Source organism: Streptomyces sp. V4I23 (genome assembly GCF_030817975.1).
Classification (GTDB): Bacteria; Actinomycetota; Actinomycetes; order Streptomycetales; family Streptomycetaceae; genus Streptomyces.
Genome location: NZ_JAUSZW010000004.1, coordinates 1,124,750 through 1,139,574, shown reverse-complemented (window position 1 = coordinate 1,139,574; position 14,825 = coordinate 1,124,750). Strand labels below are relative to the sequence as shown.

13 protein-coding genes are annotated in these 14,825 nt (G+C 72.1%); 10 read left to right on the top strand and 3 right to left on the bottom strand.

Annotated elements, in window-relative coordinates:
• Window positions 1–2: 2 nt before the first annotated feature.
• From QFZ82_RS07335 to galE, 3 genes are all read right to left on the bottom strand, one after another.
• Window positions 3–1,277: a bifunctional class I SAM-dependent methyltransferase/N-acetyltransferase gene (locus QFZ82_RS07335; protein WP_307712354.1), complete on the bottom strand. Its 1,275-nt coding sequence runs from the start codon at window positions 1,275–1,277 to the stop codon at window positions 3–5.
• Window positions 1,278–1,527: 250 nt separating this feature from the next.
• Window positions 1,528–2,469, bottom strand: coding sequence for a cation diffusion facilitator family transporter (locus QFZ82_RS07330; protein WP_307712353.1), 942 nt, complete (start codon window positions 2,467–2,469; stop codon window positions 1,528–1,530).
• A 141-nt stretch (window positions 2,470–2,610) separates the two neighbouring features.
• Window positions 2,611–3,594 carry a UDP-glucose 4-epimerase GalE gene (gene galE / locus QFZ82_RS07325; RefSeq protein ID WP_307712352.1) on the bottom strand — a complete coding sequence of 328 codons (984 nt, stop codon included), beginning with the start codon at window positions 3,592–3,594 and terminating at the stop codon, window positions 2,611–2,613.
• Between the two features lie 282 nt (window positions 3,595–3,876).
• On the opposite strand from galE, the gene QFZ82_RS07320 reads away from it, so the two are divergent.
• The 10 genes from QFZ82_RS07320 (at window position 3,877) to hpnE (ending at window position 14,822) form a co-directional block, all read left to right on the top strand.
• The gene (locus QFZ82_RS07320) at window positions 3,877–5,703 is read left to right on the top strand and encodes a DUF5941 domain-containing protein (RefSeq protein ID WP_307717652.1); all 1,827 of its coding nucleotides are present in this window, start codon (window positions 3,877–3,879) and stop codon (window positions 5,701–5,703) included.
• Entirely contained in the window at window positions 5,700–6,437 is a 738-nt protein-coding gene (locus tag QFZ82_RS07315; RefSeq protein WP_177147445.1) for a sugar phosphate nucleotidyltransferase, read from the top strand. The genes QFZ82_RS07320 and QFZ82_RS07315 overlap by 4 nt, the downstream gene beginning before the upstream one ends.
• Entirely contained in the window at window positions 6,425–7,486 is a 1,062-nt protein-coding gene (locus QFZ82_RS07310; protein ID WP_307712351.1) for an iron-containing alcohol dehydrogenase family protein, read from the top strand. The genes QFZ82_RS07315 and QFZ82_RS07310 overlap by 13 nt, the downstream gene beginning before the upstream one ends.
• Window positions 7,464–8,243, top strand: a complete 780-nt coding sequence (locus QFZ82_RS07305; protein ID WP_307712350.1) for a CDP-alcohol phosphatidyltransferase family protein — start codon at window positions 7,464–7,466, stop codon at window positions 8,241–8,243. The genes QFZ82_RS07310 and QFZ82_RS07305 overlap by 23 nt, the downstream gene beginning before the upstream one ends.
• Window positions 8,240–9,124, top strand: coding sequence for a glycosyltransferase family 2 protein (locus QFZ82_RS07300; RefSeq protein ID WP_307712349.1), 885 nt, complete (start codon window positions 8,240–8,242; stop codon window positions 9,122–9,124). Before QFZ82_RS07305 ends, QFZ82_RS07300 begins: the two co-directional genes overlap by 4 nt.
• An 84-nt stretch (window positions 9,125–9,208) precedes the next feature.
• Window positions 9,209–10,138 carry an ABC transporter permease gene (locus QFZ82_RS07295; RefSeq protein ID WP_307712348.1) on the top strand — a complete coding sequence of 310 codons (930 nt, stop codon included), beginning with the start codon at window positions 9,209–9,211 and terminating at the stop codon, window positions 10,136–10,138.
• On the top strand, window positions 10,131–10,928 hold the full coding sequence (locus tag QFZ82_RS07290) for an ABC transporter ATP-binding protein (RefSeq protein WP_307712347.1): 798 nt from the start codon (window positions 10,131–10,133) through the stop codon (window positions 10,926–10,928). The genes QFZ82_RS07295 and QFZ82_RS07290 overlap by 8 nt, the downstream gene beginning before the upstream one ends.
• A 417-nt stretch (window positions 10,929–11,345) precedes the next feature.
• Window positions 11,346–12,263, top strand: a complete 918-nt coding sequence (gene hpnC, locus QFZ82_RS07285) for a squalene synthase HpnC (protein ID WP_307712346.1) — start codon at window positions 11,346–11,348, stop codon at window positions 12,261–12,263.
• Window positions 12,260–13,210 carry a presqualene diphosphate synthase HpnD gene (gene hpnD, locus QFZ82_RS07280; protein ID WP_307712345.1) on the top strand — a complete coding sequence of 317 codons (951 nt, stop codon included), beginning with the start codon at window positions 12,260–12,262 and terminating at the stop codon, window positions 13,208–13,210. The genes hpnC and hpnD overlap by 4 nt, the downstream gene beginning before the upstream one ends.
• A 226-nt stretch (window positions 13,211–13,436) precedes the next feature.
• Complete coding sequence (gene hpnE / locus QFZ82_RS07275; RefSeq protein ID WP_307712344.1) at window positions 13,437–14,822, top strand: hydroxysqualene dehydroxylase HpnE; 1,386 nt, start codon at window positions 13,437–13,439, stop codon at window positions 14,820–14,822.
• The last annotated feature ends 3 nt before the right edge of the window (window positions 14,823–14,825 follow it).

The following is a 14,825-nucleotide window of genomic DNA, read 5'->3' as shown; positions in this document are numbered from 1 at the left end:
CGTCAGACCCCGAAGGCCGCCGGGTAGCGGATCTCACCGTGCGGAACCGAGGCCGATCCGTCCAGCATCAGCGCCATCACGGCCTCGTCCGGCGCCTCGAAACCTGGCCTGATTCCGTACCGTGACGCCCGCTCGAAACCGAACCGCGGGTAGTACTCCGGATGCCCGAGCACCACCACCAGGCCCTCACCGCGCGCCCGCGCCGCGTCCAGCACGGCCCGCACCACCGTCTGCCCCGCGCCCTGACGCCGGTACCGGGGCGCGGTCGCCACCAGGGCCAGCGCGAGCGCGGGCGCGTCTCCCACGCGGCACCGCGTGAGCAGCGCGTACGCCGCGGGGGAGCCTCCCCCACAGCCTTCGGCGTGGGAGGTATCCCGAGCCGCCTCCGCGATGTACGACAGTCCCGGCAGCCACGCCTCGCCGTCCTTGCGGAGCGCGTCCACCAGGGCCGCCTCGTCCGGCGTGGGGAAGGCGGCCGTGTTCAGCTCGCGGACCGCATCGGCGTCGGCCGCCGTCTCGGGGCGGGTCCGCCAGCGGGGGTCGGCAGGGCGCAGCACATAGCCGGTGTAGCCGTACTCCGCGCCGTGCTCGCGGCGCATGGCGATCTCCTCGCGCGTGGCGGCGAGGGCCTCGGCCATGCCGGGCGCCGCGGGATCCGCGGCGTCGACCCGAGAGGCCAGCGGGCCGTAGTACTCGTCCCAGTCGGTCTCCGGCTGGCGGTGCACCGAGAGGATCGCGTATCGGGCGGCGGACGCCGCAGCGCAGTTCCCGGCGGTCGTACGCAGTCGGTAGTGCCGGTCCCAGAAGGCGCGGGCGGCGGCCGAGGGCTCGGCCGTCCACTCGCACTCCGTCAGGACGAGGGAACCGCCCGGGGCGAGCAGCCGCCGCCACGCGGCGAGGGCGGTGTCGAAGCCGATGGAGTAGGCGGAGCTCTCCGCCCAGACGAGATCGAACGACCCGTCGGGGAAGGGGACGTCGCCCATGTCGGCGCCGGCGGTACGGATGGCGTCACCGAGCCCGCGGGCGTCGGCGGACTGCCGCAGTTCGTCGAGGAACGGCTGGTGCAGGTCGACCGCGGTCACCTGCGCGCCGGCCTCGGCGGCCAGCAGCAGTGCGGAACGGCCCGGGCCGCAGCCCAGGTCGAGCACCCGCGGACGCGCGGGCAGCGGTCCCGCGGCGGCGAGCAGTCGCAGTGAGGTGGCGTCGGAACCGGGGCCCTGCCGCGGAAGACCGTGGTGCAGGGCGAAGAAAGCGTCGTGCGATGCGTTGTCGGACAACGAAGAAACCCTTGTGTGGGAAAGGGCTCCGGCCGACGGCACGACCGGGTCCGGTGGACGGACCGGGTCGGATCAGTGGTGGCCGGGAGCCCGGAAGCGGATGACGGACCGGGCGTGCGCAGGGATGGGGGTACCACCACGCCGCCAGGCGTAGGGGGACTCCGTTGCCGCAGTCATCAACCTCAGCTCCTCTCAAAGGTTCGGCCGGGGCGTGATCGCCCCGGCCGAACGCTAGCAACAAGGCGCCCGCTCAGTGACAGAGTTTCGCCTCGTGCTCCGCGTGCCCGACGGGCTCCAGCTGGAACGTGCAGTGCTCGACGTCGAAGTGGTCGCCGATGCAGCCCTGGAGTTCGTGGAGGAGCTTCTCGTACCCCACCGCGTCCAGCACGTCCTGGGTCACCACCACATGGGCGGAGAGCACCGGCATGCCCGAGGTGATCGTCCAGGCGTGCAGGTCGTGCACGTCCTCCACGCCCGGCAGCGCCAGCATGTGCGCCCGGACCTCGCCCATGTCGACGCCCTTGGGCGCCGCCTCCAGCAGCACGTTGAGTGTCTCGCGCAGCAGCCGCAGCGTGCGCGGGACGATCATGAGGCCGATGACGAGGGACGCGATCGGGTCGGCGTACTGCCAGCCCGTGCCCAGGATGATGCCGGCCGACACCAGCACGGTGACCGAGCCGAGCGCGTCGGCGAGCACCTCCAGGTAGGCGCCGCGGACGTTCAGGCTCTCCTTCTGACCGCGTACCAGGAGGGAGAGCGAGACCATGTTGGCGACCAGGCCGACGAGGGCGAACGCGACGGTCAGGCCGCCGCGGGTCTCGGCCGGTGTGATGAAGCGCTCGACCGCCTCGAACAGCAGGTAGCCGCCGACGCCGAGCAGCAGCAGGCAGTTGGCGAGCGCGGCGAGGATCTCCGCCCTCGCGAAGCCGAAGGTGCGGTTCAGCCCGGCCGGGCGGTTGGCGAAGTGGATGGCGAGCAGGGCCATGGCCAGTCCGACGGCGTCCGTCGCCATGTGGGCGGCGTCCGCGATCAGGGCGAGCGAGCCGGACAGCACACCACCGACGATCTCCAGAACCATCACGCCCAGCGTGATGGAGAGGGCGATGCGAAGCCGTCCCTTGTAGGCGGCGGCCGCGGTCCCCGTCGGCGGCGGCCCGCCGTGCGTATGTCCGTGGTCGTGCCCAGCCCCCATGAGGATGCCTCCAAGCCGGTGTCGGCGGTGTCGTCCAGGCCTCAGTGAACTACGGGTGGGGGGTATGGTCAACACGGCACTGAACACCGTTGTAATGTGCCCTGACCTGCGGAAATGCGTGCAGGTCAGACGCTTGTGCGATCAGCGGGCCGCGGCTTCGGGGTGCCGACGGAGCCAGCCCTCCCAGGCGGACTCGACCATCTCCCGTACCCCGTACGAGGCCGTCCAGCCCAGTTCCTTGGTGATCAGATCGACCGAGGCGACCGCCTTCGCGGCGTCCCCGGGCCGGCGCTCCTCCACGACGGGGACGAAGGGCCGGCCGGTGACCTCGGCCACCAGATCGGCGAGCTCGCGCACCGAGACCCCCACGCCGCGTCCGATGTTCACCGTCAGATCGCCGGCGGCGTCCGGTTCGGCCAGCCGCCGGGCCACGGCCAGATGCGCGTCGGCCAGGTCCGCGACGTGGATGTAGTCGCGGATGCACGTGCCGTCCGGTGTCGGATAGTCCGCACCGAAGATGCGCGGGGCCTCGCCCCGCGTGATCCTGTCGAAGAACATCGGGATGATGTTGAACACGCCCGTGTCCGACAGCTCGGGCGCGGCGGAGCCCGCCACGTTGAAGTACCGAAGGCAGGCCGTGGCCAGGCCGTGAGCGCGGCCCGCCGCCCGCACCAGCCACTCACCGGTGAGCTTCGTCTCCCCGTACGGGTTGATCGGCGCACAGGGGGCGCTCTCCGGGACGAGGTCCGTTCCCGGCATCCCGTACACGGCCGCCGACGACGAGAACAGGAACCGCCGCACCCCCGCCGCGACGACCGCCTCCAGCAGGACCGTCAGGCCGTGCACGTTCTCCCGGTAGTAGCGCAGCGGCTGCTCGACGGACTCCCCGACCTGCTTCTTCGCCGCGAGATGGACGACGCCGGTGACTCCGTGGCCGGCGAGTGTGCGGGCCACGAGCTCCTGGTCGAGCACGGAACCGCGTACCAGCGGGACGCTCTCCGGCAGCCGCTCGGGGATGCCCGAGGACAGGTCGTCGAGCACCACGACCCGCTCACCGGCCGCCGTCATGGCATGCGCCACATGCGCGCCGATATAACCCGCTCCACCTGTGATCAGCCAAGTCATGACGGCCACCCTAGGCCGTGTCCCCGGTGCCCCGTCCCCGCACGCGGTGTCCGCCGCCGTGTCCCGTTCCCTTCAGGCCGCCCGGCCCTGCCCCGGCGTCCGGCCGCGGTTTGTCCGGCGAGGCGGTGATCGACCATGATGATCCCGGCGGGCCTCCGAGGCGTGAACGGCCGATGAATTCCCGCTCCCCTTCATCCGATAGCCTCAGCCGACGTGCCGCCGCCCGGGGACCGGGCCGAGCCGCCGTGTCAGTGCATCGTCAGCTCCAAGGAGTGAGTTCGTCTGTCGACCGCCATCCTCACCGGTCCGCCGGTACCCGGATCGCCGCTCGAAGGCGATCTGCGGTCGCTGGGCTTCGACGTGCACGTCGCCAAAGGTCCCGAGCACACCGCCGCGCTCGTCGCGGACGTGCCGGGAGCCGAGCGTGTCGCCCTGGTCGACCCCCGCTTCGTCGGACACGTGCACGCCCTGCGGCTGGCCCTGACCGACCCCCGCTTCCCTGCCGCCGCCGTCACCGGGGCGCTGACCGCCCAGCCGGCCGCCCGCGCCGCGCTGACCGCGGCAGTGCGCACGGTCACGGCGACCGTGCCCGCAGGGGCGGCCGCCGTCACCGGGGCCGGGCTGGTGGGCGACGTCGCCACCGCCCTCGAAGCCGGGGGTGCCACCGTGCACCGCCCCGAGCTGGGCTCCCTGGTCGCCGAGGTGCCCACCGAGGCGGAGCAGAGGCACCTGGTCCGCGCGGCGGTCGAGGCCGTCGACGACGAGGCCGTCCGCCTGCGCTCCGCCGTCAAGGCGCGCGACGGCTTCTTCACGACCTTCTGCATCAGCCCGTACTCCCGCTACATCGCCCGCTGGTGCGCCCGCCGCGGACTGACCCCGAACCAGGTCACCACCGCCTCGCTGCTCACCGCGCTGATCGCCGCCGGATGCGCGGCGACCGGCACCCGCCCGGGCTTCGTCGCGGCCGGAGTGCTGCTGCTCGTCTCCTTCGTCCTGGACTGCACCGACGGCCAGCTCGCCCGCTACTCGCTGCAGTACTCGACGCTGGGCGCCTGGCTGGACGCCACCTTCGACCGCGCCAAGGAGTACGCCTACTACGCCGGTCTCGCCCTCGGCGCCGCACGCGCCGGCGGCGACGACGTATGGGCGCTCGCGCTCGGCGCGATGGTCCTGCAGACCTGCCGGCACGTCGTCGACTTCTCGTTCAACGAGGCCAACCACGACGCCACAGCGAACACGAGTCCCACGGCCGCCCTGTCGGACAGGCTCGACAGCGTCGGCTGGACGGTGTGGGTGCGCCGGATGATAGTGCTGCCGATCGGCGAGCGCTGGGCCATGATCGCGGTGCTCACCGCCGTCACCACCCCCCGTATCGTTTTCTGGGCCCTCCTGGTCGGCTGCTCCCTCGCCGCCTGCTACACCACCGCCGGCCGCGTGCTGCGCTCCCTGACCCGTAGGGCGCACCGAACCGACCGCGCCGCCCGGGCGCTCGCGGACCTCGCCGACTCCGGTCCGCTGGCCCAGGCGGTGGCGCGTGCCGCCGCGAAGAGGGTGCGCGACCTCCCCGGGCTCATACCGCTCGCGGCGGCCTTCACCGGTGCCGCCGCGGTCGTGGCCACAGCCGCCTTCACCGGTTTCGGCTCCGGGTGGACCGTCGCGGCGGCCGCCGGTTACGCGGTCACCTCCGGCATCGCGGTCGCGCGGCCCCTCAAGGGCGCCCTCGACTGGCTGGTGCCCCCGGTGTTCCGGGCCGCCGAGTACGGCACCGTCCTCGTCCTCGCCGCTCACGCGGAGGTGAACGGGGCGCTACCGGCAGCTTTCGGGCTGGTGGCGGCAGTCGCCTACCATCACTACGACACGGTGTACCGCATACGCGGCGGTACGGGCGCGCCCCCGCACTGGCTGGTGCGGGTGATCGGCGGGCACGAGGGGCGGGTCCTGGCGGTCGCGCTGGCGGCCTTCCTGCTGAACGGCACGGACTTCACCATCGCGCTGACGGTCGTCGCCGTGGCTGTCGCGCTCGTGGTGCTGGCCGAGAGCATCCGCTTCTGGGTGACCGCTCATAAGCGGGGAGCACCCGCAGTACATGACGAAGGAGAACCCGCATGATCGGCCTCGTACTGGCAGCCGGTGCCGGAAGGCGTCTTCGCCCCTACACCGACACGCTCCCGAAGGCCCTCGTGCCTGTGGACGGCGACACCACCGTCCTGGACCTCACCCTCGGCAACTTCGCCGAGATCGGGCTCACCGAGGCCGCGATCGTCGTCGGCTACCGCAAGGAGGCCGTCTACGAGCGCAAGGCGGCGCTCGAGGCGAAGTACGGTCTGAAGCTCACCCTCGTCGACAACGACAAGGCCGAGGAGTGGAACAACGCCTACTCCCTGTGGTGCGCCCGTGACGTCCTCGCCGAGGGCGTCATCCTCGCCAACGGCGACACCGTGCACCCCGTGTCGGTCGAGAAGACGCTCCTCGCCGCCCGCGGAAACGGCCGGCGGATCATTCTCGCCCTCGACACGGTGAAGAACCTCGCCGACGAGGAGATGAAGGTCGTCACGGCCGACGGCAAGGGCGTCCGGCGGATCACCAAGCTCATGGACCCGGCCGACGCCACCGGCGAGTACATCGGTGTCACCCTCATCGAGCCCGACGCCGCCGCCGATCTCGCCGACGCGCTGAAGGCCACCTTCGAGCGTGACCCGGACCTCTACTACGAGGATGGCTACCAGGAGCTCGTCCATCGCGGTTTCACGATCGACGTGGCCCCGATCGGGGACGTCAGGTGGGTCGAGATCGACAACCACGACGACCTCGCGAAGGGCCGTGAGATCGCGTGCCTGTACTGACCCGGCTCATCCCTTCCCCGGTCGTCGTCGACATCCGCGCGGGAGCCCTGGACGATCTGGCCGCGCTCCTGGCGGACCAGCGCATCTCCGCGTCCGGCAAGCTCGCCTTCGCCGTCAGCGGCGGCTCCGGGCAGCCGCTGCGCGAGCGTCTGGCGCCCGCGCTGCCGGGCGCCGACTGGTACGAGGTCTGCGACGGCACCATCGACGCCGCGGTCAAGCTCGCCGACGACATAAAGGGCAGCCGGTACGACGCGGTCGTCGGCCTCGGCGGCGGCAAGATCATCGACGTGGCGAAGTACGCCGCGGCCCGGGTCGGGCTTCCGCTCGTGGCCGTAGCGACCAACCTCGCGCACGACGGCCTGTGCTCGCCGATCTCCATCCTGGACAACGACAACGGCCGCGGCTCCTACGGCGTGCCCTCGCCGATCGCCATGGTCATCGACCTCGGCGTGGTCCGCGACGCTCCCGTGCGCTTCGTCCGCTCCGGCATCGGCGACGCGATCTCCAACATCTCGGCGATCGCCGACTGGGAGCTCTCCCACCGCGTCAACGGCGAGCCGGTGGACGGCCTCGCCGCGGCCATGGCCCGCACCGCCGGTGAGGCCGTGCTGCGCCACCCCGGCGGCGTCGGCGACGACGAATTCCTCACCGTCCTCGCCGAGGCCCTGGTGCTCTCCGGCATCGCCATGTCGATCAGCGGCGACTCCCGGCCTTCGTCCGGCGCCTGCCACGAGATCAGCCACGCCTTCGACCTCCTCTACCCCAAGCGGGCCGCCAGCCACGGCGAGCAGGTCGGCCTCGGCGCCGCGTTCGCGATGCACCTGCGCGGTGCGCGCGACGACGCGGCCCTGTTCGCCGAGGCACTGCGCCGGCACGGGCTGCCGGTGCTGCCGGAGGAGATCGGGTTCTCCACGGAGGAGTTCGTCCGCGCCGTGGAGTACGCACCGCAGACCCGCCCGGGACGGTTCACCGTCCTCGAGCACCTCGACCTCACCACCGACCAGATCAGGGACGCGTACGCCGACTATGCCAAGACCATCCGTAGCTGAACTGCGTCCGGTCGTTCACCCGGCGGGTGTGAAGGACCGGCGCAGCGGAGAGCACTGGGGCGGGCGCCTGTACATGCGGGAGATCTCGCTGCGCGTCACCCGCTCCCTGGTGAACACCCGGGTCACGCCGAACCAGCTGACCTACCTGATGACTCTCGCGGGCGTCCTCGCCGCTCCGGCGCTGCTGGTGCCGGGGATCTGGGGTGCCGTCCTCGGCGTGGTGGCGGTCCAGCTGTACCTGCTGCTCGACTGCGTCGACGGTGAGGTGGCCCGCTGGAAGAAGCAGTTCTCGCTGTCCGGCGTGTATCTGGACCGGGTCGGCGCCTACCTGTGCGACGCGGCGGTCCTGGTGGGCTTCGGCCTGCGCGCCGCGGACCTGTGGGGCAGCGGGCGGATCGACTGGCTGTGGGCCTTCCTCGGCACGCTCGCCGCGCTCGGCGCGATCCTGATCAAGGCGGAGACCGACCTGGTCGGCGTCGCCCGCCACCAGGGCGGGCTGCCCCCGGTCAAGGAGGCGGCGGCCGAGCCGCGCTCCTCCGGCATGGCGCTCGCCCGCCGGGCCGCCGCCGCGCTGAAGTTCCACCGGCTGGTCCTCGGCATCGAGGCGTCCCTGCTCATCCTGGTGCTGGCCGTCCTGGACCAGCTGCGGGGAGACCTGTTCTTCTCGCGCCTCGGCGTCGCCTTGCTGGCCGGCATCGCGCTGCTGCAGACGGTTCTGCATCTGGTCTCGATCCTGGCGTCGAGCAGGCTCAAATGACGGCTCCGCTCAAGCTGGGCGCGGTCGTCATCACCATGGGGAACCGCCCCGACGAACTGCGCGCGCTCCTCGACTCGGTCGCGGGGCAGCACGGCGACCGGATCGAGGTCGTCGTCGTCGGCAACGGCGCCCCCGTGCTCGACGTCCCCGAAGGCGTGCGGACCGTGGACCTGCCCGAGAACCTCGGCATCCCGGGCGGACGCAACGTGGGCATCGAGGCGTTCGGCCCGTCCGGCAGGGACGTCGACGTCCTGCTCTTCCTCGACGACGACGGCCTGCTGCCGGGCGCCGACACCGGCGAACTGGTGCGCCAGGCCTTCGACGCCGACCCGCGGCTCGGCATCATCAGCTTCCGCATCGCCGACCCGGAGACCGGGCTCACCCAGCGCCGCCACGTCCCGCGGCTGCGCGCCTCCGACCCGATGCGCTCCTCGCGCGTGACGACCTTCCTCGGCGGCGCCAACGCCGTGCGGACCGAGGTCATCGAGGAGGTCGGCGGGCTGCCCGACGAGTTCTTCTACGCCCACGAGGAGACCGACCTCGCCTGGCGCGCGCTCGACGCGGGCTGGGCCATCGACTACCGCGCGGACATCGTCCTGCTCCACCCCACGATGCCGCCCTCGCGGCACGCGGTCTACCACCGCATGGTGGCCCGCAACCGCGTGTGGGTGGCCCGCCGCAATCTGCCAGCGCCGCTCATCCCCGTCTACCTGGGCGTCTGGGTGCTGCTCACGCTGCTGCGCCGGCCCACGGTGCCCGCGCTGAAGGCGTGGTTCAGGGGCTTCGCGGAGGGGTGGCGGACCCCCTGCGGACCGCGCCGTCCCATGAAGTGGCGTACTGTGTGGCGGCTCACCAAGCTGGGCCGACCTCCTGTCGTCTGACAAGCTCGGTTCTGAGAGCATCTGGGCCGAAGGACACACAGAGCCCCGATCAGCCCCGCATCGTGAACACGGAAGTTTCAACTTGTGAGTGACACAACCCATGACGGTGCCGTCGCGATGAGCCCCACGCCGTCGCCCGACGACGGCCTCTCGCCGGCTCAGCTCGCCGCCAAGTACGGACTGTCGGTCTCCGGCGCCCGTCCCGGCCTGGCCGAGTACGTCAGGCAGCTGTGGGGGCGGCGCCACTTCATCCTGGCCTTCTCGCAGGCCAAGCTCACGGCCCAGTACAGCCAGGCGAAGCTCGGCCAGCTGTGGCAGGTGGCGACCCCGCTGCTCAACGCGCTGGTCTACTTCCTGATCTTCGGTCTGATCCTGAAGGCCAGCCGGGGCATGCCGGTCGAGGTCTATGTGCCGTTCCTGGTGACCGGTGTGTTCGTGTTCACGTTCACGCAGAGCTCGGTGATGGCCGGCGTCCGCGCGATCTCGTCCAACCTGGGCCTGGTCCGCGCCCTGCACTTCCCGCGCGCCTCGCTGCCGATCTCCTTCGCGCTCCAGCAGCTCCAGCAGCTGCTGTTCTCGATGATCGTGCTGGTCGCCATCGTCGTGGCGTTCGGCAGCTACCCGACCTGGTCGTGGTTCCTGGTGCTCCCGGCGCTGGCCCTGCAGTTCCTGTTCAACACCGGCCTGGCCATGATCATGGCGCGGCTCGGTTCGAAGACCCCGGACCTGGCCCAGCTCATGCCGTTCGTCATGCGGACCTGGATGTACGCGTCGGGTGTGATGTTCTCCATCCCGATCATGCTCGCCGACCGGCCGGCCTGGATCGCCGACGTCCTGATGTACAACCCGGCGGCGCTCTACATGGACCTGGTCCGTTTCGCCCTGATCGACGGCTACGGTTCCGAGAACCTGCCCTCGCACGTGTGGGCGTCGGCCGTCGGCTGGGCCGTCGTGACCGGCTTCGCGGGCTTCGTGTACTTCTGGAAGGCTGAGGAGCGGTACGGCCGTGGCTGACGACAAGAACGACAACAGGTCCACCGCACGCGTGCCGACCGTCATCGCGGACGACGTCCACATCGTCTACCGCGTCAACGCGGGCGGCGGTGGCAGGGGGAGCGCCACCGCGGCCCTGAGCCGGATCCTGCGCCGCGACAAGGGCGAGTCCCGCGGGGTGCGCAAGGTGCACGCCGTACGCGGTGTGTCCTTCACCGCCTACCGCGGCGAGGCCATCGGCCTCATCGGCACCAACGGCTCCGGCAAGTCGACCCTCCTGCGGGCGATCGCCGGCCTGCTGCCCGCCGAGAGCGGCAGGGTCTACACCGACGGACAGCCCTCGCTGCTCGGCGTCAACGCCGCGCTGATGAACGACCTCACAGGTGAGCGGAACGTCATACTCGGCGGCTTGGCCATGGGCATGTCGCGTGAGGAGATCCGCGAGCGCTACCAGGACATCGTCGACTTCTCCGGCATCAACGAGAAGGGCGACTTCATCACCCTGCCCATGCGCACGTACTCCTCCGGCATGGCGGCCAGGCTCCGTTTCTCCATCGCCGCCGCCAAGGACCACGACGTCCTGATGATCGACGAGGCACTGGCCACCGGCGACCGCCGCTTCCAGATCCGCTCCGAGGAGCGCATCCGCGAGCTCCGCAAGGAGGCCGGCACGGTCTTCCTGGTCAGCCACAGCAACAAGTCGATCAGGGACACCTGCGACCGGGTCCTGTGGCTGGAGAAGGGCGAGCTGCTGATGGACGGCCCGACCGACGAGGTCATCAAGGCGTACGAGAAGGAGACCGGCAAGTAGCCGTCACGACGTCCCGGGCCCCCTGTCGCAGGCCGAGCGGCGGGGGCCCCGTGCACCGGTCGCGTCCTCTCGCCGTGCCCCTCCGGATGCGCACGGACCACCAGGCAAGGGTCAAGCCCCATACGTCCGGGGAAGGTTGGGGCGAATCGGGCTGCCGGCCCCCGGGTGCGCGGCACCCCACAGCCGCGTTGTGCGTTGTACAACGTAAGCTGTAGCGGTGCGGAATCGCGGCATGTGGGGGGATTTATCCCTTCCGCCTCAAGGGTCGGGCAGTCACCGGAGACGAGGATGGGCGGCGGCGTGTCCGAAATAGGATGTATTGGGTCGGCAGTGTAGAACGGGAGATGTGACGGCCATGACGGAATCTCTCCAGCTCCGCCACGCCTGTGCCGTCCCCGTCGTACCGGGCAGTGCGCGGTGACGGCCGCCCGTGAGGCGCGCGAGGTCTCCGCCCGCTCGACCCTCGACAAGGCCGCCCACGAGAACTTCCCCGTCGCCCCCTTCTTCCTCCCGCGTGACTGGCGCGACGACCTCATGGCCGTCTACGGATTCGCCCGCCTCGTCGACGACATCGGTGACGGCGACCTCGCCCCCGGCGGCGCCGACGCCCGCAGCCTCGGTGTCGGCCCCGCCGAGGCCGACGATCCGCTCGTCCTCCTGGATGCCTTCGAGGCCGACCTGCGCCGCGTCTTCGACCCGGCCGGCGACGCCCCGCGTCATCCGCTGCTGCGTGCCCTGCGGCCCACCGTCCGCCGCCGCTCGCTCACCCCCGAGCCCTTCCTCGGCCTCATCGCCGCCAACCGGCAGGACCAGCTCGTCCGCCGCTACGAGACCTGGGACGACCTGCGCGCCTACTGCGAGTTGTCGGCCACCACCGTCGGCCGGATGGTCCTCGCGATCACCGGCACGTCGAGCCCCGAGCGCATCCGCCGTTCCGATGCCGTGTGCACCGCGCTGCAGATCGTCGAGCACCTCCAGGACGTCGCCGAGGACCTCGCCCGCGACCGCGTCTACCTGCCCGCCGAGGACCTCGAGCGCTTCCGCGTCACCGAGGAGGACCTCGCCGCCCCCACGGCGAACGCCTCGGTGCGGGCACTGATCGCCTACGAGTCCCGGCGGGCCCGCGACCTCCTCGACGAGGGCACGGCGCTCGTGGGCAGCGTGCACGGCAGGCTGCGGCTGCTCCTCGCCGGATTCGTCGGCGGTGGGCGCGCCGCCCTCGCCGCGATCGCCACGGCCGGACATGATGTGCTGCCCGGACCGCCCAAAGCCGCGAAGGCCCACGTGCTGCGCGAAACGGGAGCGGTCTTGCGAAGAGCACGCAGGAAGGGATGAGCCGGACGATGGAGGGATCGCGCCAGACGCCCGCGCCGGTACAGGCCGCGTACCGCTACTGCGAGGCCGTGACCGGGCAGCAGGCCCGCAACTTCGCCTACGGAATCCGGCTGCTGCCGGCCGACAAGCGCCAGGCCATGTCGGCGCTGTACGCGTTCTCCCGGCGGGTCGACGACATCGGTGACGGTGCGCTGACCCCCGAGTCCAAGTACGCCCGGCTGGAGGACACCCGGCAGCTGCTCGACCGCGTCCGCAAGGGCGCCGTCGACGACGACGACACCGACCCCGTCGCCGTCGCGCTCGCCGACGCGGCACAGCGCTTCCCCCTGCCGCTGGACGGGCTCGACGAGCTCATCGACGGCGTCCTGATGGACGTGCGCGGCAAGACGTACGAGACCTGGGACGACCTCAAGGTCTACTGCCGCTGTGTCGCGGGCGCGATCGGCCGGCTCTCGCTCGGCGTGTTCGGCACTCAGCCCGGCGCACGCGGCGCCGAACGTGCCGCCGAGTACGCCGATACGCTCGGCCTCGCCCTGCAACTGACCAACATCCTCCGCGACGTTCGCGAGGACGCCGCCAACGGGCGCGGCTACCTGCCCGCCGACGACCTCGCGAGGTTCGGCTGCTCCGCGGGCTTCCACAGCACGACCCCGCCGCCGGGGGCCGACTTCGTGGGCCTGGTCCACTTCCAAGCGCGCCGCGCCCGGGCGCTGTTCGCCGAGGGCTACCGGCTGCTGCCCATGCTCGACCGCCGCAGCGGCGCCTGCGTCGCCGCCATGGCGGGCATCTACCGCCGCCTGCTCGACCGCATCGAGCGCGACCCCGAGGCGGTGCTGCGCGGCCGGGTATCCCTGCCCGCCCACGAGAAGGCGTACGTGGCGGTCCGCGGCCTCTCGGGTCTCGACGCCCGCCACATCGGCCGCCGCACGCAGGGGGGCCGCGCGTGAAGCCTCTCGCGGTCGCGGCCCCGCGAGGGCCGCTCGCCCCTCCCGCCCGGCGCATCCCACCGCCGCACGCTCGCGCCGCGCGGTGGCCGGCAGGCCTTCCGGGAGCCGCGCAGCTGCTGGCGGTACGCACCCGCGGGGCCGTGCCATGCCCGCATGCGCCGCATCCCCACCCGGAGGCGCCCGCGGCGGGGAGCATGTCCGTGACGCCTCGGAGGAGGGAGACCCGATGACGGGCGACGACACCGTGGGGCCGCACGCCGTGGTCGTCGGAGGCGGTATCGCCGGAGCCACCGCCGCGCTGCAACTCGCCGAGGCCGGACTCGAGGTCACGCTCCTCGAGGGACGGCCGCGCCTCGGCGGACTCGCCTTCTCCTTCCGCCGCGGCGACCTCACCGTCGACAACGGCCAGCACGTCTACCTGCGCTGCTGCACCGCCTACCGCTGGTTCCTCGACCGCATCGACGCCGCACGGCTGGCGCCCGTGCAGGACCGGCTGGACGTCCCCGTACTCGACGTGGCGGCTCCCGGCGGACCGCGGCTCGGCCGGCTGCGGCGTACCGCCCTGCCCGTACCGCTGCACCTCGCGGGCGGGCTCGCCGCCTACCCGCACCTCTCGCTCGCCGAGCGCGCCGGCGTCGCACGCGCCGCGATGGCGCTGGGCAGGCTCGACCCCGCCGACCCCGCGCTCGACGGCATCGACTTCGCCACCTGGCTCGGCCGGCACGGCCAGTCGCCGCGCGCCGTCGCCGCCCTGTGGGACCTCGTCGGCGTCGCGACCCTCAACGCCCGTGCACCGCACGCCTCCATGGGCCTCGCCGCCATGGTCTTCAAGACCGGGCTGCTCTCCGAGCCCGGCGCCGCCGACATCGGCTGGGCACGCGTACCCCTCGGCGAGCTGCACGACACCCTCGCCCGCAAGGCGCTCGACGCGGCCGGTGTGCGCATCGGACTCTCCACCCGCGTGCGGGGCATCACCCGTGCCGAAGGCGGCCGTTGGCAGGTGGCGGCCGGCGGCGAGACGCTGTACGCCGACGCCGTCGTCCTCGCCGTGGCGCAGCGCGAGGCCCACGCCCTGCTGCCGGAAGGGGCCGTGCACGAGCCCGGCCGACTGCTGGACATCGGCACCGCCCCGATCCTCAACGTCCATGTCGTGTACGACCGCAAGGTGCTGCGCCGCCCGTTCTTCGCCGCGCTCGGCACCCCCGTGCAGTGGGTCTTCGACCGCACCCACGCCTCCGGGTGCACCGAGGGCCAGTACCTGGCGCTGTCGCAGTCGGCGGCGGAGGACGAGATCGACGATCCCGTCGCCGTGCTGCGCGAGCGCTACCTGCCCGAACTGGAACGGCTGTTGCCCGCTGCGCGCGGCGCACGCGTCCGCGACTTCTTCGTCACCCGGGAGCGCACGGCGACGTTCGCGCCCGCCCCCGGCGTCGGCCGTCTGCGGCCGGGGGCGCGCACGCGCGCCCCCGGCCTGTACCTTGCTGGCGCGTGGACTGCCACCGGCTGGCCCGCGACCATGGAGGGCGCCGTGCGCAGCGGGTTCAGTGCCGCCGGTGCCGCGCTCTCCGCGCTCGGCCGTCGCCATGAACATCCGCTCAAGGAGGCGGCGTGAGCA

Coding starts and splice junctions, on each gene's coding strand:
- QFZ82_RS07330 (WP_307712353.1), bottom strand. CDS start 2,469: ATGGGGGCTGGGCACGACCACGGACATACGCACGGCGGGCCGCCGCCG.
- galE (WP_307712352.1), bottom strand. CDS start 3,594: ATGACTTGGCTGATCACAGGTGGAGCGGGTTATATCGGCGCGCATGTG.
- QFZ82_RS07315 (WP_177147445.1), top strand. CDS start 5,700: ATGATCGGCCTCGTACTGGCAGCCGGTGCCGGAAGGCGTCTTCGCCCC.
- QFZ82_RS07305 (WP_307712350.1), top strand. CDS start 7,464: ATGCCAAGACCATCCGTAGCTGAACTGCGTCCGGTCGTTCACCCGGCG.
- QFZ82_RS07300 (WP_307712349.1), top strand. CDS start 8,240: ATGACGGCTCCGCTCAAGCTGGGCGCGGTCGTCATCACCATGGGGAAC.
- hpnD (WP_307712345.1), top strand. CDS start 12,260: ATGAGCCGGACGATGGAGGGATCGCGCCAGACGCCCGCGCCGGTACAG.
- hpnE (WP_307712344.1), top strand. CDS start 13,437: ATGACGGGCGACGACACCGTGGGGCCGCACGCCGTGGTCGTCGGAGGC.